This is a genomic window from Pseudomonas sp. VI4.1 (assembly GCF_002029345.1).
In the GTDB taxonomy this organism is placed as follows: domain Bacteria; phylum Pseudomonadota; class Gammaproteobacteria; order Pseudomonadales; family Pseudomonadaceae; genus Aquipseudomonas.
Genome location: NZ_MULM01000178.1, coordinates 25,081 through 45,075 on the forward strand (window position 1 = coordinate 25,081; position 19,995 = coordinate 45,075).

At 59.1% G+C, this 19,995-nt stretch carries 12 protein-coding genes and 4 pseudogenes; 10 read left to right on the plus strand and 6 right to left on the minus strand.

Annotated elements, in window-relative coordinates; all coding sequences use genetic code 11:
• Positions 1-5: 5 nt before the first annotated feature.
• Both potE and BZ163_RS26940 read left to right on the plus strand, forming a co-directional pair.
• The gene (gene potE / locus BZ163_RS26935) at positions 6-1,346 is read left to right on the plus strand and encodes a putrescine-ornithine antiporter (RefSeq protein WP_128873428.1); all 1,341 of its coding nucleotides are present in this window, start codon (positions 6-8) and stop codon (positions 1,344-1,346) included.
• 48 nt (positions 1,347-1,394) lie between these two features.
• Entirely contained in the window at positions 1,395-2,300 is a 906-nt protein-coding gene (locus tag BZ163_RS26940; RefSeq protein ID WP_128873429.1) for an amino acid ABC transporter substrate-binding protein, read from the plus strand.
• A gap of 105 nt (positions 2,301-2,405) precedes the next feature.
• Here BZ163_RS26940 and BZ163_RS26945 read toward each other — a convergent pair whose 3' ends face one another.
• From BZ163_RS26945 to BZ163_RS26965, 5 genes and pseudogenes are all read right to left on the minus strand, one after another.
• A complete protein-coding gene (locus BZ163_RS26945) occupies positions 2,406-5,216 on the minus strand; it encodes a cation-translocating P-type ATPase (protein ID WP_128873430.1) in 2,811 nt (936 codons plus the stop codon).
• Positions 5,217-5,426: 210 nt separating this feature from the next.
• A pseudogene (locus BZ163_RS26950) lies at positions 5,427-5,978 on the minus strand (KUP/HAK/KT family potassium transporter); the annotation flags it as partial.
• A gap of 72 nt (positions 5,979-6,050) precedes the next feature.
• Positions 6,051-6,680: a hypothetical protein gene (locus BZ163_RS26955; protein ID WP_128873431.1), complete on the minus strand. Its 630-nt coding sequence runs from the start codon at positions 6,678-6,680 to the stop codon at positions 6,051-6,053.
• A gap of 609 nt (positions 6,681-7,289) precedes the next feature.
• Positions 7,290-8,633 (minus strand): HAMP domain-containing sensor histidine kinase, encoded by a 1,344-nt coding sequence (locus BZ163_RS26960; protein WP_128873432.1) that lies wholly within the window; start codon positions 8,631-8,633, stop codon positions 7,290-7,292.
• On the minus strand, positions 8,630-9,289 hold the full coding sequence (locus BZ163_RS26965) for a response regulator transcription factor (RefSeq protein ID WP_064677633.1): 660 nt from the start codon (positions 9,287-9,289) through the stop codon (positions 8,630-8,632). Before BZ163_RS26965 ends, BZ163_RS26960 begins: the two co-directional genes overlap by 4 nt.
• Positions 9,290-9,421: 132 nt before the next feature.
• Here BZ163_RS26965 and BZ163_RS26970 point away from each other — a divergent pair, with 132 nt between their 5' ends.
• The 6 genes and pseudogenes from BZ163_RS26970 to BZ163_RS26995 all read left to right on the plus strand — a co-directional run.
• Positions 9,422-9,745 (plus strand): PepSY domain-containing protein, encoded by a 324-nt coding sequence (locus tag BZ163_RS26970; RefSeq protein ID WP_128873433.1) that lies wholly within the window; start codon positions 9,422-9,424, stop codon positions 9,743-9,745.
• A 92-nt stretch (positions 9,746-9,837) separates the two neighbouring features.
• Positions 9,838-10,308 (plus strand): DUF2271 domain-containing protein, encoded by a 471-nt coding sequence (locus BZ163_RS26975; RefSeq protein ID WP_077182690.1) that lies wholly within the window; start codon positions 9,838-9,840, stop codon positions 10,306-10,308.
• A gap of 24 nt (positions 10,309-10,332) precedes the next feature.
• Positions 10,333-12,515: pseudogene (locus BZ163_RS26980) on the plus strand (PepSY domain-containing protein).
• Positions 12,499-13,469: pseudogene (locus tag BZ163_RS26985) on the plus strand (FAD:protein FMN transferase). Before BZ163_RS26980 ends, BZ163_RS26985 begins: the two co-directional pseudogenes overlap by 17 nt.
• A gap of 70 nt (positions 13,470-13,539) precedes the next feature.
• The gene (locus tag BZ163_RS26990) at positions 13,540-14,241 is read left to right on the plus strand and encodes a VIT family protein (protein ID WP_128873434.1); all 702 of its coding nucleotides are present in this window, start codon (positions 13,540-13,542) and stop codon (positions 14,239-14,241) included.
• Positions 14,242-14,727: 486 nt separating this feature from the next.
• Positions 14,728-15,048 (plus strand): annotated as a pseudogene (locus BZ163_RS26995) (2OG-Fe(II) oxygenase); the annotation flags it as partial.
• A 177-nt stretch (positions 15,049-15,225) separates the two neighbouring features.
• Here BZ163_RS26995 and BZ163_RS27000 read toward each other — a convergent pair.
• Positions 15,226-17,508, minus strand: coding sequence for a heavy metal translocating P-type ATPase (locus BZ163_RS27000; protein ID WP_128873435.1), 2,283 nt, complete (start codon positions 17,506-17,508; stop codon positions 15,226-15,228).
• Positions 17,509-17,917: 409 nt separating this feature from the next.
• Here BZ163_RS27000 and BZ163_RS27005 point away from each other — a divergent pair, with 409 nt between their 5' ends.
• Complete coding sequence (locus tag BZ163_RS27005) at positions 17,918-19,279, plus strand: basic amino acid/polyamine antiporter (RefSeq protein WP_256579152.1); 1,362 nt, start codon at positions 17,918-17,920, stop codon at positions 19,277-19,279.
• A 110-nt stretch (positions 19,280-19,389) separates the two neighbouring features.
• On the plus strand, positions 19,390-19,911 hold the full coding sequence (locus BZ163_RS27010) for an Hsp20/alpha crystallin family protein (protein ID WP_128873436.1): 522 nt from the start codon (positions 19,390-19,392) through the stop codon (positions 19,909-19,911).
• The last annotated feature ends 84 nt before the right edge of the window (positions 19,912-19,995 follow it).

A 19,995-nucleotide genomic window follows, 5' to 3' on the forward strand; every position in this document is an offset into this window, starting at 1 on the left:
TTCCGATGGCCGACTCAAGCAAGAAAATGAGCCTCATGGGGCTCACCACACTGGTGACGGTGAACATGATGGGCTCAGGCATCATCATGTTGCCGACGAGCATGGCCCAACTCGGGGCCGTTTCATTGCTGTCATGGATCGTCACTGCCGTCGGTTCCATGGCCATTGCTTACTGCTTTTCCCAGTGCGGCATCTACTGTCCGCGCTCAGGCGGGTTATCCGCCTACACCGAAGAGGCGCACGCCAAATCAGGATTCTTCCTCTGCTCGTATCTGTACTTCCTTTCGCTGGCCATCGCCAACGTAGCGGTCGCCATCTCCGCAGTGGGGTACATGACATCGTTCGTGCCGTGGCTGGGGAGTGGCGCCATTCCGCTGTTTGTCGGAACAGTCGGCTTGCTCTGGTTGACCACCGTGGCCAATTTTGGCGGCCCCGGCATCACGGGCAAGATCGGTGCGATTACCGTGTGGGGTGTGATCATTCCGGTGGCCGGCTTGAGCATCATCGGCTGGTTCTGGTTCAAGCCCGATGTGCTGGCTGCCGCCTGGAACCCGAACAACCTGCCCATCTCCGAAGCCATCAGCAAGGCGATTCCCCTGACCCTGTGGGCCTTCCTCGGTATGGAGTCGGCGGCACAGGCCTCCGATGCAGTGGAAGATCCCAAACGCACCGTGCCGCTGGCCTGCCTGTTTGGCACGCTGGGTGCGGCAGTGGTTTATGTGCTGTCGACCACGGTTATTCAGGGGATCATACCCAATGCCGAACTGGCCAACTCATCGGCCCCTTTCGCGCTCGTCTATGCACACATGTTCAACCCCACGGTCGGCAACATCATCATGGCGCTGGCGGTGATGGCCTGTGTCGGTTCGCTGCTGGGCTGGCAGTTCACCCTGGCGCAAACCGCCAAGATGACGGCTGACCAAGGAATGTTCCTGAAACTGTTCAGCAAGGTCAGCGCACGGAACGCCCCTATAGTCGGAATGCTGGTCTGTGGTGTGTTGCAGACCTTGTTGGCGCTATCGACCATTTCGCCCAACGCCAGTGCCCAATTCGCAAAACTCGTCAGCCTGGCGGCAGTGACCAACCTGATTCCCTATGTGACGGCGGCCACCGGCCTGCTGGTCATGATGTACAAAGCCAACGTCAGTGCCGGCGTATACACCCGCAACACCATATTGTTACTGGTTGCCGTGGCCTATTCCTTGTATGCCCTGTATGCCTGCGGCAGAGACGCCGTGTTCGGCGGCACCCTCGTCCTGGTGTTCGGCTACCTGCTCTACGGTTTCCTCGCCAAACGTTTCGTCGACCCATCTCCAACCGCTCAGACCCGGGCCGACAACCCTTGACCGTTGCTTTCAGGACTGCACAAACCTCTGAATTCGGGGAACCAGGATATGAACGTGAAACTGACCAAAGCCAACAACCTGCTGCTCGTTTGCCTGCTCACGCTGGTACCGGTACTGGCTGACGCCAATACGCTTGAACGCGTGCGGGCGAGCAATACCTTCACCCTCGGCTACCTGCCGGACGTTGCACCTTTTAGCGTCCAGGCTGCCGATAAAGCCAGCGGTTATGCCATCGATCTCTGTCTGAAAATCGCCGACAAGGTCAAGACCGAGTTGGGTTTGCCCGGGTTGCAAATACGTTACCAGCCCGTCACGGTCACCGACGAGATGAGCGCCGTCAGCTCCGGGAAGATCGACATTCTTTGTACGCCGACCCCTCCCACACTGGAGCGGCGCAAGGCTGTGAGCTACTCGGTACCGATCTACACGGCCGGCCTCTCGGTCGTGGTGCGCAAGGATGCATCAGAGGCGTTGCTCAATGTGCTTAACGGCAAGGTGGCTCGTACCGGGCCAACCTGGCGAGCGACTGTCAATCGCGGGCTGTCCAACCAAACCTATGCCACCACTGCTGGCGGAGTTACCGAGACCTGGATCCGTCAGCAGATGCGATTACTGGGTGTGGTGGCCACTCTGGTCACCGCAGAAAACACTGACGCAGGCCTTGAACGGGTTGCCGAAGGCAAAGCCGATGCCTTCTTCGCGGAACGCATGATGCTCAAGAACCTCCTCAGTACACATCACTCCGCAGGAAATCTGGTTCTGCTGGATCGCATTTTTGAGTACGCGCCGACTGCAATGGCGGTGGATCGAGACGATGAAAATTTCCGCTTGCTGGTCGACACCGCACTGAGTGAAATGTATCGCTCCGGCGAGATTGAGCAGGCATTCGACAAATACCTGGGTGGTGCCAGCGACACGGCCAAAAAGCTGTTCAAGGTCTATGCGATACCGTAGTGACAAGCCAGAATTATCGGGCTCAATCAACGCGCAACGCCGGGCCAGGAGTTGTTCCGTATGGACCATGCTGAACTGTCAGCACCTTTGGCACGTATCCTTTTTTCATACAGGGCCCTTCAACCGCAAAACAAGTTTGCGCAATTCGCTAAACCACAAGACCGCACTGGCCATTGCCAAACAAAACCCCCACTGGCTCAGCGTCAATGCGCTCGTGCTGAAAGCCTTGTTGAGTGGCGACCAGTGCACCACTGCAATCTGCAAGGCCACTGCCAGGGCAATTGCCCCCCAGAGCCATCGATTGGCGAACAGCCCGACGAATGCACTGGCTGACTCCGAGCGAGCACTCAGTGCGTTAAATAGCTGGGCCAATACAAGGACCGTAAAACCACCGGTGCGCGCCGTATCCAGCGAATCGGTCCCCGGTATCAACCCTCCTGGCAGCATCCAGTCGACCGTCAACAAAGTCGCCAACGCCATGACCAGCCCCACCTGCAGCACGCCCAGCCACATGCGTGTATCGATGATTCTGTCCGTAGGCTTGCGCGGGCTACGCGTCATGACGTCATCATTGTGCGGGTCAATGCCCATGGCAATGGCAGGCGCCGCATCCGTGATCAGATTGATCCACAGAATCTGGGTGGCCAGCAGCGGCAGGATGATCCCGCCCTCCTCATCCACCAGGCCGACGACGCCGGCCCCGACGACGGCAAGAAAGACCGTCAGTACTTCACCCATGTTGGAAGACAGCAAGTAACGAAGGAACTTGCGAATATTGTCCAGAATCCCGCGCCCTTCGCGAACGGCCAACACAATGGTCGCGAAGTTATCGTCAGCCAGAATCATTTTCCCTGCCTGCTTGGTCACCTCTGTGCCGGTGATGCCCATGGCAATGCCGATATCGGCAGACTTAAGTGCGGGTGCGTCATTGACACCATCCCCGGTCATCGCCACCACATGTCCCTGCGCCTGAAGCGCATCGACAATCCGCAACTTATGCGATGGTGCAACACGGGCGTAAACAGAGGTCGATTTAACCGCCTCGGCCAAAGCCTCATCGTCCAGCTTATCCAGATCGGCACCTGTCAACGCACCGGCACCGGCCTGGATGATGCCCAGATCCTCGGCAATGCGGGCCGCCGTTCGCGGATGGTCGCCGGTGATCATAATGATGCGGATGCCTGCTCGATGGGCCTCGGCAATGGCCGGTGCGACTTCTTTGCGGGGTGGGTCGATGATGCCGACCGTACCGATGAAAATAAGCCCTGCCTCAAGGGATTCACCGGCCGCAACAGCTTCACCGGCCGCCAAAGGACGGTACGCCACGGAAAGTGTGCGCAACGCGGCCCCCGACAACTCATTCACATCGGCCAAGGCTTTTGCACGAAGGTCGTCGGTGAGTGGCACGACATCCATCCCGACTTGAACCTGTGTGCAATGTTGAAGGAGTACATCCGGCGCCCCCTTGCTGATCAGCAGCTGCTCATCGCTGTGCTCGTGATCGATGACCAGTGCCGACATCATTTTGCGATCGGAGGTAAACGGTATTTCTGCCACGCGTTCGAAGCGTTCGATGCTGCGTGCAGGTGCATCCAGTTTGCGCTCAGCCACCAGAAAGGCACCCTCGGTCGGATCACCCTGAATCACCCAGGTGCCATCTTCCTGCTGCGCAAGCGCGGCATTGCCTGCCAGGCTTCCGCCGCGTAACAACAGGACATTTTCGCTGTGCACCGGGCCGCAAGTCATGGGCTGGTCCTGGTGATGTATCTGGCCCTGCGGGGCGTAACCGACACCGCTGACCGCCGCTTTGCCGGATGCCGTCATGGTTTGCTGGATGGTCATTTCGGAACGAGTCAGCGTGCCAGTCTTGTCGGTGCAGATGACCGATGCCGACCCCAGGGTTTCCACCGAGGACAGTTGCTTGATGATGGCTTTGTTGCGAGCCATCCTTTGCACACCGAAAGCGAGCACCAATGACAGAACGGCAGGCAGCCCTTCAGGCACCGCGGCCACCGCCAGAGACACCCCCAACAGCAGAACCCGCAATACGTCGTCAGCACTGTGAATATCCGTGAGCATCAGCACAGCGATGACGACAACCGAAGCGATGACCAGAACAGCAATACCGAGCATCCGCCCTATTTCGCGCACTTCCTTTTGCAGCGGCGTGACCTCTTCCTGGGTGACGTCGAGCAGATGAGCGATCGCACCGATTTCAGTCGCCATACCGATCGCAGTGACGACGCCGAGCCCCGAACCCTGGGCGATGGCGGTGCCTTTGAACACCATGTTGGAGCGCTCTGCCAAAGGCACTTCGGTACGCAAACGTGCTGCATTTTTCGAGACTGCTTCACTTTCTCCAGTCAGCGATGCTTCCAGTACCCGTAAGGCATTGGCCTGAATAAGTCGGGCATCGGCACCCACCGAGTCGCCCTCGGATAACACCAGCAGATCACCGATCACCAGTTGGTGACTGGGGATGCGCGACAACACTGCGTCGCGAATGACGGAGGACGTGGTTTGAGTCAGTTTGGCCAATGCCGCAACCGCTCGTTGCGAGCGGGCTTCCTGGAAGAACCCCAAAAGCGCATTAGCCAGCACAATCAGCGTGATGACCACCGCATCAACAGGCCATTCTCGCCCCTCTCCAAGGAACCAGATGACCAAGGTAATGGTCGCTGCGACAAGCAGCAGATAAACCAGCGGATCCCGAAATTGCGCGAGCAAGTAATGCCAGGCGGGTTTTACAGGTTGAGTGCGTAACTCATTGGCCCCGTCACGGCACAGGCGCATTTGAGCCTGCGCATTGGACAAGCCCGCACGAATGTCAGAATCCAGCCTATGGACAATCGTTTCGACTTCTTCGAGGTATGCAGACGCGATGCGACGATTGTCAGTCTCAACTGCGCTACTCATGGCATCCCCTTTTACAACGGAGTGTGGACCGTTGTTCCATAGATAGCGTAGTGAACGAGATTGCCGAAGAACTCTTTTCTCTTTAACCCGAAGATGTTGGCAGCAGTTTTGCCAACTCTACCAACTGGGTGCTTCAGAGGGAGTGGGCTGCAAAGGCGGTCGTGCTCGTCCTCACATCTCCACCTGAGTCCCCAGTTCTATCACCCTATTGAGTGGCAATTTGACCGTGCCGATGTAAATCTGTCCCTGCTCTTGGCTGGAAGTGTGCTGGATAAACATCCGAGGGACGTAGCCGAGCTGGATGGCCTGGCGTGTCAGGGAGAAAGCACCAGAGATTACTGCTTGGGAAGCGATGATGGTCGCCAGTGTGGAAAGCGCGACCATCGGCAGCAGTGCCCAGGTCGGCGCGAGCAGATAGAGCGGATTGCGCACCGCCTCCGGATTCTCCAGGATCAGGGCACCCTGGCCAAAATAATTGAGCACCAGCCCGGGCAACACCAGAATGAACCATGCACGGGAAATCGGTTTGCGACCAAAGTGGCCCATGTCAGCGTACAGCGCTTCAGCACCGGTCAATGCCAACACGACGGCGCCCAGAATCGCCACACCCATTCCCGGATGTACCACGAAAAATTGCACCGCCCAAACAGGGTTGAGCGCTTGCAACACTTCGGGCCGCTGCAAAATGCCGAAGATTCCGAGCGCGCCCAACACCACAAACCACAGCACCATGATCGGGCCACACAGGATCCCGATGCGTGCCCACTCCTGACGTTTTGGACATCAGACTCGTGCCGGATAGGGAGAAGGTTTCAAGCGTCATGCGCTTACTACTTACCCGCTGAGGCGCACGGAGTAGTCCTGTTGTTTCGCTCGCTCAGTCAACGCCAGCATCGTCAGGAAGCCCAGCGCAATCAGTACCGGATAAGCCATCAACAGTTCAGCAAGGGAATATTTCCAGGCCAATGGGCGTCCAACACCCAACATGGCCGCATACATCCAGGACACTGCCGACAACGAGCCGCAGAACAACGCCAGCATCCGTGCGCTGAACCCAAGGTTGAGCAAGGAGCCAGCCTTTTGCAGTGCCGGCAATACCAGGCGGTGCAACAAGATGCCGTTGTAGGTCAACAACACGACAATAATCACTTTGGCTTGAAGTTTTGGATTCATAAAATAATCCATTCCTTTGTCCAGATAATCAATGCCTACAACAGCGGCACCGGTTACCCACAACGCAATCAATGCAACGATGACAGTCTGCTGGAGGCTTTCCATGTGAGCATCATCATGCACCGTGAATACTTTCCCCTTTGATAGATCCTTTACCATTGCAATATCGCTGGTCAATACCAAACCTATGGCCACACAACACGCGACCAAGTGCGTGTAAATAACACCCAGCCGAACAAATTCCATGCATTCTTTATTTTCGAGCAGACTCATGATTGTATTTATTGTCACGGCACTCTCTCCAACTTATTCGTTAGCACAAACCCTTAATTCAACGGAGTATTAACTCAAGTTCAAAACCCCGTGCAGTCTGCACTCATGCAAGATTAGCCAAATCAAAGACTTGGCACGGCAAACCCATTGACTCGACGGACGAATCAATAACCGGTTTATGTCTTGGCTGCTGAATTTCAGGTAAACAAATGCCGATTTGCATTCAATGCATATGAGATTCGCTTTCCACTTCTTTTCTGCGGCTGCAGGAGCAGGTCATGGCGACGTGCTGAAGAATCAGAGGGCACAAAGGCCCGGATGTTCATTTTTTGAGTAGGCCACCGACAAACGGCACATCAAGGAATGCAACTCGCGCCCGTCTTGAATCGTCAACTTCCCCGGTAAGCCGCATGAGAACTGGCCCGATGAATTAGATGAGGTTTCGATTATTTTATTGGATCCATTAGTTGTTACCTTACTTACTAAAAGTGCGGTAGAGAACGGCTCGCATTTACGCGCCTTTCAACACTAAAACAGTCATACTTTTCAAAAGCAACAAGACAAGGCTGATCGCAAGTCAGGGTGGACTGATTCACGTCGAGCACGCGAGCGCGCGCCAAGGCGACCTCAGACTTCAATAGTTGATGCGAGCGGTAACCAGATGCACACCTCGAAGCCATCCCGACGACCTGTTGCTGGCGAGACCAAATTCATTCTCGCGTTGACGCCCTGCACAATGGTTTTGGTAATCGCCAAGCCCAAGCCTGAACCGCTGATTTCACTGTGACCTCGCACAAAGCGCTCGGTCAGGTGCTGCAATACCGACGCTGGCACCGCCGGGCCGCCATTGATGACCCGTAGTTGGGCCTGTTCGGTGAGGCTGACTTCGATCGGTTGATCCGACGCGCCGTACTTCAGTGCATTTTCAATCAGGTTGCGCAGCAAAATGCCGAAGGCGTCCGGGTCGATGGTCGAGTACACGCAAGCCTGGCTGGGCAACTGCAACGCAATTCGCTGGCCGCTGCGTTGGTTCCACTCGTCAACCCCATGGGCCAGCAACGGAATCAGGTCCTGAGGCGTTTCGGACAACAGCCCACCGCCTTCGGCCTTGGCCAGTTGCATGAGCTTTTCCGAGAGCCGCGCCAGGTCGCGCAACGCGTTTTCGATCTTCGCCGCACGCACTCGCAACGGGCCCTCGGGCGCCTCATGGTGCAGTCGCTGGATTTGCGCCAGGGTCGCCGCCAGTGGCGTACGCAGTTCATGAGCGCTGTTGGCAGTAAAGCTGCGCTCGGTCTCCAAGGCCTTGCGCAAGCGCTCCAGCAGATGATTGACCGCCTCCGCCAGAGGAGCGATTTCCGCCGGCAATTGCGCCCCGTTGATCGGCGACAGATCACCCACCCCGCGAGCCTCCACGGCACGACGATAGGCCAATACGCTGCGCAGGCTGATGCGCACAAACATCCAGGTGCCTAACAGGCTGATGGGAATCAGCGCCAATAACGGCAACAACAAGGCCAGCAAGGCTTCCCGTGCCGCTTCACGGCGATGTTCCAGCGGTTCGGCAACCTCGATAAACACCGTTTCACGCAGCGCACTCGCGCCGTACAGACGGTATTTTTTTGTGGTTGAAAAGCCTTCGGCCGGTTGTTGGTTGAAGATCTTCGGGTTGGCGTCGTGAGACTGCATCAGGATCTGACCCTGGGCATCGCGCACCAGGTACGTCAGGTATTCCTTGTGCATTTTCAGGGTGGCGACATGTTGCGCCTCACGGGGTTCTTCCCGGTTGCTGATTTCCAGCACGGCCAAGGGCAGGATGCGCTGCGCGGTCTCTTCCAGCGCACTGTCGAACGCCTCGTTCAATTCATGTTGCACCACCAGCCAGGCGCCGACGGTCGCCGCCAGCCACAGCAAGGTGGTGCCCAACGTCAATCCCAGGCCGAGACGCTTTTGCAGGCTTGACGACGGCTTCATGCGGACATCAACCGGTAGCCCATGCCCCGCACGGTTTCAATCAGGTCGCGCCCGAGTTTTTTACGCAGACGGCTGATATAGACCTCGATGGTATTGCTCTCGATTTCCGCGCCGAAAGCATACAGCCGCTCTTCCAGTTGCGACTTGGACAGCAGCGCGCTGGGGCGCTGCACAAAGGCCTCGAACAGCGCCCATTCTCGCGCCGTGAGGTCCACCGTCGCGCCGGCCCGCTGCACGGTGCGGGCGCTCATGTCGACCTGCAAATCACCGAGCTTGATCTGCGGATTGGGATTGCCGCTGTAACGCCGGGCCACCGCCGCCACCCGGGCCGAGAGTTCAAACAGGTCGAACGGTTTGACCAGGTAGTCGTCGGCGCCAGCATTGAGGCCAGCAATCCGATCGGAGATCTGATCCTGGGCAGTCAGGATAATCACCGGAGTCACGTCCCCTGCCGAGCGTTGCTGACGCAAAAAATCCAGCCCGCGACCGTCCGGAAGCATCAGGTCCAGCAGGATCAGGTCATAAGGCGTGGTGCGCACGCTGTTGCGCGCATGGTCCAGACGCTGCACCCAATCGACGGCGTGGCCGTCATCGGCGATCTGTTCGCGCACCGCTTCCCCCAACCCCGCTGCGTCTTCGACCAATAAAACCCGCATCTGGCACCTCCTGTGATGGTTGTCGTGCAGCACCTTAATCGCCTTACCTGACGTGAATCTGAAGATTCAGCTGGTTGTCAGGAATGCACTTTAGGGTATGCCACAGACGCCGACCTCGGCAGGAGACAGATCATGAAATCAGGTTTTATTGCCCATGCCACGCTGTTGAGCCTGCTGCTCAGTGGTTACGCCCTGGCCGATGACGATTGCAGCGACCCGGTGAGCGACTGGCAACCGCGCGACACCTTGCGTCAGCAGGTCGAGCGGCAATACGGCTGGAGCGTGCAACGCATCAAGGTCGACGACGGTTGTTACGAGCTCAAGGGCCTGGACCGTAAAGGCAATGCCATCGAAGCCAGCTACTCACCGGCCTCGCTACGCCTGCGCACACTCGAGATCCATTTCCGCGACGACGGCGATGCGAGGGATTACCTCGGCAGCCCGCTCACCGAATGACGCCTCTCCTGTCGATGAGTTTTTCCTGCGCTTCAGGTTGTTGTCAGCAAGCAGGTCCAGGCTCTCGACCTAACGATCAAAAGGACACCCTCATGAAAAAGATCATCGCAGCCACCTGCCTTGCCGGCGCCATTGCCCTGCCGGGTCTGGCCCAGGCCCGGGAAGTGACCCTGACCACCCAGCTCAAGGACTACAGCGGCAATGATGCCTACCTGGCGATCTATGTGACCGACGCCAACGGCCAGTACCAGAAAACCCTGTGGGTGGCCGGCAAGAAGGCCAAGTACTACAAGCACCTGGGCGACTGGGCCCGTGGCAGCGGGATGAACCCGAGCGAGTTTGACGGGGTCAGCGGCGCCAGTGTCGGCAGTGGGCGCACGCTCAAAGTCAGCGTCGAACTGGCAGACACCCTGATTGATGCCGGGTATCAGATCCGCATCGACAGCGCCGTCGAGGACAAACGCGACGCCCGCGCCGATGTCAGCGTGCCGTTGACGTCCAAGGGCGCCGGCAAGCCAGCGACCGGCAGTACCTACGTCGAGTCCTTTACTTACGATCTGTAGCACCCCCATTTCCGGAGGCTGAACATGCTTCGTCAGTTCCATTCCCTACCTGGCCTGATCGCCGCCCTGTTGGTCATGTTGTTGGCCGTCAGCGGCGCGATCCTGTCTGTCGACCCGGCGCTGGAACGCCTGCACAGCACGTCCACCCCTGCCGGACAACTCAACGTCGGCCAACTGGCCGGGCGCGTTGCCAGCCACTTTCCGGGCGTGGAGCAGATCCAGCGCACAGCGTCCGGCACGGTGATCGTCTACTACAACCAGAACGGTCAGGCCGGGGCTGAAAAGGTCGACCCATTGACCGGCAAAAGCCTCGCACCTTACGAGCCATCCGCGTTCTCACGGTGGGTGAAAGACCTTCACCGCTCGCTGTTTCTTGGCACGCCGGGCCATGGGGTGTCGGGTGTCCGGCGCGCTGTTCATGCTGTTGCTGTCGGTGTCCGGTGCGCTATTGCTGGCCCGGCGCCTGGGTGGCTGGCGCAACCTGCTGCGGCCACTGCGGGGCACCTTCAGCCAGCGCTGGCATGCTGAGGTCGGGAGACTGGCCTTGCTCGGGCTGCTGCTGTCGGCATTGAGCGGGCTCTACATGTCCGCCACCACTTTTGGTTTTATCGCCGACGGCAGTCAAAGTGAACCCGCCTTCCCCGCCCACGTCAGCGCCGGCCCGGCCTTGCCGGTGGCGAAGCTGAAAGCCTTGCAGGCCACCGACCTGAACGACCTGCGCGAGCTGGTCTACCCGAGCCCCGGCAACCCGAGTGATGTGTTTTCCCTGCGCACGGCCCAGGGCGACGGCTACGTGGATCAGGCCAGCGGCGCCTTGTTGTCCTATCAAGCCCACGACTCGATGCACAACCTCTATGAATTGATCTACCAGTTGCACACCGGCGAAGGCCTCTGGTGGCTGGGCCTGCCGCTCGGGCTCTGCGCCCTCTGCGTGCCGTTGATGAGCGTGACCGGCATCCTGTTGTGGTGGCGCCGGCGCAAGGCTGGCCCGAACATCCGCCACAACAGCCCTGCCCACTCCGCCGATATCGTGATTCTGGTGGGCAGTGAAAACAACAGCACCTGGGGGTTTGCCAAAACCTTGCACGACGCCTTGCACCAGAGTGGCCATCAGGTGCACAGCGCGGCGATGAATGATTGGGTGGGCGATTACCGCAAAGCCCAACGGGTGTTCATCCTCACCGCGACCCATGGTGACGGCGATGCGCCGGCCTCGGCTTCGCAGTTCCTGGCGCGGCTGGCCAAAACCGGCCTCAAGCCCGGCCTGCCCTTTGCGGTGCTGGGGCTGGGCGACCGTCAGTTTGCGCATGTTCTGTCAGTACGCCCATCAGGTGCAGGACGCGATGTTGCAGGCCGGTGGCTCGCCATTGCTGGGGTTGGAAACCGTCAACCGCCAGTCCTCTCAGGAGTTTGCGCGCTGGGGTCATGCGTTGGGCGAAGTGTTGGGGCAGGATCTGGTGCTGGTTCACACCCCGCAGCAGCCGCGTACGCATCAATTGCAGCTGACAGAGCGGATTGCCTATGGCGAACAGGTAATTGCGCCAACCCACATCCTGCGCTTCAAAGCCTGCGGCGAGCTGCCAAGTTTTCTGGCCGGCGACCTGGTCGGGATTGTGCCCCCCGGCAGCCCGGTCCCGCGTTTCTACTCGCTGGCCAGCGGCTCCCAGGATGGCGTGCTGGAGATCTGTGTGCGTAAACACAACGGTGGCGTGTGTTCGGAATTCCTTCATGGCCTGAACATCGGCGCGCAGATCGAAGCCTTTATCCAGCCCAACCCGCAATTTCGTCCGGCTTCGGGCACGCACCCGGTGATCCTGATCGGCGCCGGTACCGGCATCGGTCCTCTGGCCGGTTTTATCCGCAACAACAAGGCCCGACACCCGATGCACTTGTATTGGGGCGGACGCAACCCGGCCTCGGACTTTCTCTATGAACCGGAGCTCAACCAATACTTGTCGGACCGTCGCCTCACGGCACTGCGCGCCGCCTTCTCTCAGGTCCAGGACCGCAGCTACGTGCAAGACCGGCTGATCGGCGATGCCCTGGCCTTGCGCCGACTGATTGAAAAAGGTGCCCAGGTGCTGGTGTGTGGCAGTCGCGAAATGGCCAAAGGCGTGATGCAGGCCCTCGATGAAGTGTTGGCGCCTCTCAACCTGAGTGTGCTGACTCTCAAGGCACAAGGACGCTACCGTGAAGACGTCTACTGAGTTGCAGCGCTATAGCCTGAATGGCGAAACCATGGGCACCCGCTACACCGCCCTGTTTTATGCCGGGGCCGGGATCGATGCCGACGAAATTGGTCAGCGCCTGTCGAGCGCCGTGGCCCGGGTGGACCAGCAAATGTCCACCTGGAAACCCGACTCGGACCTCAACCGCCTCAACGCCGCCCCCGAGCAGGTGTGGGTGTCAGTGCCCAAAGAGTTGGCCACGGTGCTGTCCGCGGCACTGCGTGTCAGTCAGCAATCCGGCGGCGCCTTCGACATCGCTGTCGGTGATCTGGTTAACGCCTGGGGGTTTGGCCCCGGGGAGCAGACGGTCACAGAGCAGGCGATCGGCACCATTGCGCCGCGCGCCCGGCTGTTAGCCAGCGCCGCGCTGGTGGTTGAGCCGCAACGCAATCAGGTGCGCAAACGTGCGCCGCTGAACCTTGATTTGAGTGGCATCGCCAAAGGTTTTGGCGTTGATGAACTGGCCCGTTGCCTGGAGGGTTTGGGCATCACCCGCTACCTGGTCGGCATCGATGGCGAAATGCGCGCCGGGGCGTCAAACCTGACGGCCAGCGCTGGGTCGTGGCCCTGGAAAAGCCCAGCCGGGACGTGCGTGAAGTCATGGGCGTGATGGAACTTGGCGCTGCTGCTATCGCGACCTCCGGGGACTATCGACATTGGGTCGATGTGGCCGGTCATTCCTATGCTCATACCATGAACCCGGCCACTGGCGCGCCGCTGTGCAACCCGCTCGCCGCCGTCACCGTGGTGGCGGCCTCGTGCATGCTCGCCGATGCCTGGGCCACGGCGCTGATGGTCCTGGGGGAAACCGAGGGCCCACGCCTGGCTCAGGAACGCGGGATGGATGCGTTGTTCGTGCTGCGCGAGGGGCAACAGTTCAAAGAAATATCCATTGTCGGCGGCCAGTTGCAGGCGCAAATTGAAGCCCGATGACGGCCGATTGCCGGCCCGCCCGGAACCCGTCCGACGTGAACCGCCTAATGACAGGGAGTCCCCTTAAACAATGAAATTCATGCACAGGCACACCGAGGCACATCGAAGCGATCGTATCGGCTGGCTGCGCGCCGCCGTCCTTGGGGCCAACGACGGGATTGTCTCTACCGCCAGCCTGCTGATCGGCGTCGCGGCCGCCAACGCCAGCCACGCCACTTTGCTGGTCACCGGTATGGCGGGGTTGATGGCCGGCGCCATGTCCATGGCCGCTGGTGAGTACATTTCCGTGCATTCCCAAGCCGATACCGAGCGGGCCGATCTATCCCGCGAACGGGCAGAACTGGCAAGCGACCCGAAAGCCGAGCACATCGAACTCGCCAATATCTACATGCATCGCGGCGTATCACCCGAACTGGCGCATCAAGTGGCCGATCAATTGATGGCCCATGACGCACTGGGCTCTCACGCCCGGGACGAGTTGGGCATCAGCGCCACCCTCACCGCAAAACCCTTGCAGGCTGCCCTCGCCTCCGCCGCCAGTTTCGTGGTGGGTGCCGCGCTGCCTCTGGCGGTGACGTTTGTCGCGCCGGAGCACAGCGTGGTGCCCTGGATATCGGGCATGTCATTGGTGTTTCTCGGGACATTGGGCGCCATTGCCGCCAAGGCTGGCGGGGCCAACGTCATGACCGGCGCCTGGCGCGTGACCTTCTGGGGGGCTCTGGCCATGGGCATTACGGCCTTGGTGGGGTACTTGTTTGGCGCAGTGGTCTAGCGGGGGCGTCCTCCAAAAACACCTAATGAAGCGAGCGTTCCCCTGCCTGCCATCCACGTTTCGTGCACTGCCATGCCGGAGACTCAACCGATTGAAACGCTGCCTTGTTTCAAAATAATGTGATAGCCAGGAAGTCGAATTGATGGCGTCACTCACCTCCATTCATGACGTTTTCAGTCTATACAGGTGCGATACGCCGCATGAAGTAACGATGCATTTGACGCTGCACGGCAACCCAACTCACTTCCCTTCAAGAATCTTTCTCTAATAGATCTATAAGTGCAAAAAAACACTTCAAAAACATTTAGCTACATAGTGCCTATCTCGCACGATTAAAGTCGTATTCGCTACTCGCCACAGGACTATACTAGCGATAGACATTCATCAGCTGCCCAGCGACTTAATAAAGGTATGATTTCTGATCAGGTAAATTTGGCGAGCATAATAACAAGCGACAGCTCTGTACAGGCGCGACTATTATCCGCAAATAACTACGTCCAGGCCACCCCATTTCCACACATCGTCATCGATAACTTTCTACCGGAAGACCTGATTGCAAATATTTGTTCGAACTATCCAGTCGAGCCAACCGCCAACGAAATGCTCTACGAACGTGGCTATAAAGGTCAAAGTAAACGCCAAATCAGCCCCAACGAATGCACGCCCTATCTGAAGGCTGTTTTCAACGCCTTTAACTCCGCGCCCATGTTGCAGTTTCTTGAAAAACTGACGGGCATTCAGGGCTTGATACCCGACCCCTATTTCACCGGTGGCGGGCTGCACGAAACAAAAAGTGGTGGCTACCTTGCCAAGGCCTAAAGATCGTTTTAGCCTCAAGTACTACATAGGAAAGCTAATCAAGAAGAAAAACTAATGGGCACCTGCGCTGCGGCGCGTTGCCGAGCTTGACTGAGATCGTTTTGAATCAACTCGAGCCACCGTCGCAACTGCTCAACGTGCCGTCGAAATGGCTTGCTTGAATTCCTAGCGCCAATCCAGATAACGAAACAGTTCCTCCTCCTGATCAAAGTGCAGTCGCACGAGGGTATCCAGACGAATCAGCTGATGCTGAATCTCATCAGCAGGTGCCGTTGCGGGGGCGGAACTGAAGTCGCTGCTCATGCGCGCCAGCAAATGGACAAGGCGAAAAATCTCCCGGTGAACGTGGCTCATCGCTGACAGCGGGTCCTCGCCCGGCATGCTTCGCGTCAGCAGCGGGTACAGTGTGTTTTCATCTTCGCGCTCATGCTGCGCCAGTGATGTTTGTAACTTGTCGACCAGTTCCAGCAAGTCGGTCTGTGCCTGCGCAAGTGGGCGCTGGGCAAAGTCATTGGCCAGTTGGTGCAGATCGCTCAGTACGGTGGAGAGTTGCTGGTGTTCATCTTGCAGGCGATCGATATGCTCTGCGGTAAGCTTTTGTTTCCTCAGCCCCCACAATGGCCCCAGTGCCCGCAAGGCGTTAAGGATGATCACCACGTCGATGCCCTCCTGCACCACAGCGCCGATCAGCGGCGGCAGGTAACCGAGGGCCGCCACCGCCATGGCCAGCAACGACAGTCCCATGCCGACCAGCACACCTTGGCGCGCGATGTAGCGGGTGCGTCGGGCAATGTCCAGCGCCTCGACCAGCCGATCCAGCCGATCCACCAGCAGCACGACACCCGCGGCTTGTGCAGAAGCAGTGGCACCGCTGGCCCCCATGGCCACGCCGACATTGGCCGCCGCCAGCGCGGGGGCGTCGTTGATGCCATCACCGACCATTAATGTGCTAGTGCGCAGGCAACCTTGCTGTACAGCACGCACTTTATCCTCGGGGGTCAACCCCGCACGCAGCTCGTCAATCCCGGCAGACAGCGCAATCATCTCCGCGGTTTCCAGGCGATCCCCGGTGAGCATGACGATATTTTCAATACCTCTGTTGCGCAGTCGACGCAGCGTCTGCGGAGTTTCGCGCCGAACGTTGTCCGAGAAAACCAGCAGGCCAGCGAGTTTCCCATCCACGTCGATGAAGCTTCCACTGCACGCCAGGTAGTCCATGTGGCGCAGCATGGCGGCGGCCCAGTCGGTTACTGGGGCTTCTTTGTGCGCAAAAGACAACGTGCCGAAACGCACTCGCACGCCATCGACCCGCCCACAAAGTCCAGAGCCTGGGCTTTCTTCTACTTCCTGCGGAACGCTGAGCGGCAACTGACGCTGATGCGCTGCTTCAACAATGGCCTGGGAGATGGGGTGCGTCGAGGCCTGCGCCAGCGAAGCGGCCAGGCCAAGCAGGCGCTGCGGATCGCCCAGCCCGTTGACCTCTATCGACTGCAGGCGGGCATGGCCGCTGGTCAACGTACCGGTCTTGTCGAGAAACACCTGCTTGACCCCGGCCAGCGCTTCCAGGGTCGCGCCGTCCTTGATCAGGATCCCGCGCCGCGCGGCCCTCGAAATACCTGACATGAAGGCAATCGGTACCGCCAGAATCAAAGGGCAAGGCGTGGCCACCACCAGAACCGCCAGCGCTCGCAAGGGATCGCCACTTACCTGCCAGGCCAATCCGGCAATCAGCAACGTCAGTGGGATGAAGAACAAGGCATAGCGGTCGGCCAGGCGCACGAAAGGTGCGCGCGAACGACGTGCCGCCTCGGCCAGCCGCACGATGCCCGCATAGGTACTCTGCGCGGCCGTTCGCGTGGCGCTTAGCAGGATGGGCGCACCCACGTTGGAAACGCCGCTGTGCACTTGCTCACCTTCTCGACGGGTTACGGGCAACGACTCACCGCTGAGCGCAGATTCGTCGAGAATGGCCGCAGGACTCAGCAGGCGACCATCGACCGGTATCACCTCCCCCAGCCGCACCAGCAATGTTTGATGCGGCTGGACCTGCTCAACGGGGATCTTGCGTAAGCCGCCCTCCTCCTGCAGCCAGGCAAAACGTGGCGCCCGGTCGATGAGCGCACGAAGCTCACGGTCAGCGCGTTGCTTGGTGAAAAACTCCAGGGTTCGTCCGGTCGCCAGCATCAAGGCAATCACCGCCGCCACCAGTGTCTGCTCAAAGACCAGGGCGGCGCTGATCGACAGCAGCGCGATCAGGTCCACACCGGCTTCGCGCCGGGCCAGGCGCCTGACGATCTCGATGAGCAGCACCGCGGACATCACCAGACTGCCCGCGGCCCAGCACATCGATGCCCAATCGGGTTTGTGCGCGACATGCGCAACGCCGCCGGCCAGCAGCGTCAGTGCGGTGAGCAGCAATAGTAGGGGGTCCAGCCACTTACTGAGCATCGAAGTAAGTTCCTCAAAAAGCGATTTGCATGGCTCGCTGTAACAACATCTGCCGCTCATCGAGGTGGAGCTTAGGACCCGAATGTCTTTCGTGTCCGCCGAAACGCAGCAATTGAGGCGTTGGACACAACAGAGGTCAGGGCTGTGCCCGGATAAATCGGCTGTATTCGCTCTTTCTGATCTAAATCAACCAGGCGTTGGACGTTCACGCAGAAATTAGAGTCAGCATTCGCACCATCGCATTCGATGAGTGTAGAAACTCTCGTTTCGTGGAGGCTCCCATGGCTACGCACCTGCAAGGCACCCAACCGGTACTCCCGCCGACTGCCACCCACTTGCAGGCAGTTTGCGCAAGGTGGAACCCAAGCGCCTGTCCTTGAGCCTGCTGATTGTCCTGGTGATCGGTTCGATGATCGGCAGCGGCATTTTCAGCCTGCCGCAGAACATGGCGGCCAGTGCGGGGGCCGGGGCGATCCTGATTGGCTGGCTGATCACCGGTGTCGGCATGCTGTCGCTGGCACTGGTGTATCAGACCTTGTCCAACCGCCAGCCGGCGCTGGACAACGGCGTGTTCGCCTACGCCCGCGCCCTGGGTGGCGAGTACCTCAGCTTCAATTCAGCTTGGGGCTATTGGATCAGCGCCTGGATCGGCAACGTCAGCTACCTGGTGATTTTGTTCGCCGCGCTGAGTTATTTCTTCCCCCTGTTCGGCGAAGGCAACAACAAAGCGGCGATTGCCGGTGCGTCCGTGGTGCTATGGTCATTGCACTGGATGATTCTCAGGGGCATGCACACGGCAGCGCGTGCCAACGCGTTGACGACGGTGGCCAAGATCGTGCCGTTGCTTTTATTCATCGGCCTGGTGATCGCAGCCTTCCAGCGTGAAACCTTCAGTGTCGATTTCTGGGGCTCGCCCGCGCTGGGCAGCACCCTCGACCAAGTCAAAAGCACCATGCTGGTCACCGTTTGGGTGTTCATCGGGATCGAGGGCGCCAACGTGTTCTCCGCCCGCGCGGCGGAGCGGGCCAATGTCGGCCGCGCCACGGTCATCGGCTTTGTCATCACCCTGTTGCTGTTGATTGCAGTGTCATTGCTCTCACTGGGCATTCTCACACAACCTGAACTGGCCGCCCTGAAAAACCCTTCGATGGCCGGCGTGCTTCAAGTTGCCATCGGGCCATGGGGCGCGGTGCTGATCAGCCTCGGCTTGATTATTTCGGTGGGTGGCGCCCTGCTCGCCTGGACGCTGCTGGCGGCGGAATCGGTGTTCACACCGGCCAGGGAGAAGGTCATGCCGGGCGCGCTTGCCGTGGAAAACAGGCAAGGGGCGCCGGCCAACGCGCTATGGATCACCAACGGCTGCATTCAACTGTTCCTGTTGCTGACCCTGTATTCGAGCGCCAGCTACCTCGCGTTGATCTCCCTGGCCACCTCGATGATTCTGCTGCCGTACCTGTTCAGCGGTCTGTATGCCCTGAAACTGACCTGGCAGGGCCAGACCTATGCCGGCCACCGTGCCCTGCAACTACGCGACATGGCCATCGCCTCGGTCGCCACGCTGTATTGCCTGTGGCTGCTGTATGCCGCCGGGCCTAAATACATGTTGCTCAGCGCTTTGCTATACGCCCCGGGTTCATTGATTTACCTGGCCACCATGAAGGCTCGTCAGGGGCAACCGCTCAGCGGCCCCGAGACGGGACTGCTGATCATTATCTGGACGGCGGCAGCCTTCGCCGGCTGGATGCTGTGGTCCGGGACACTGGCTTTGTAAGGGCCAGCGCCGCGTGTTTGTTCTGTCGTGGTGGACCGCCAAGCGGGTGTTTGCGATCCATCTCTATCACCCAAGAGGAGAAATCAAAATGAGCAACAACGAAAAAAAAAGTGCCGGTTCATAGCGACGACAAAGCCAGTCAGCATCCGGTGGCAACAGACCTTTGGCGCCCCCTGGAAAAACTCCGGCAGCAGGTTGATCACTTGTTCGAAGACTTCAATCGCGGCTCGGGGCTGTCGCCATTCGGTCGCGGGCTGTTCGATGTCGAGCCGCTCTGGCGACGGGAACTGATCGGCCACAGCCTGCCTGCCGTGGACATCACCGAGAAAGACAATAGCTTCGAAATCACGGCTGAACTGCCTGGCATGGATCAGAAAAACATTGAGATCAAACTGTCCAACGGCAGCCTGATCATCAAGGGCGAAAAGAAAGAGGACAAGGAAGAAAAAAGGAAGGGCTATCACCTCAGCGAGCGTCACTACGGCTCCTTCGAGCGGGTGTTCAACTTGCCCAAGGGTGTCGATGCCGAGAAGATCGACGCGAGTTTCAGCAAGGGCGTGCTGAGCATCTCGCTGCCGAAAAAGCCCGAAGCCATGAAAGCGGATAAAGTCGTGCCAATCAAAGGCGACTGATTCTCAGGCTGCCCTGCCCCTGCCAGGAAGCCGGCGGGGCAGAGTTGAGGGCGTCTCGCAAAATACTAAATCGCAGCCCAATCC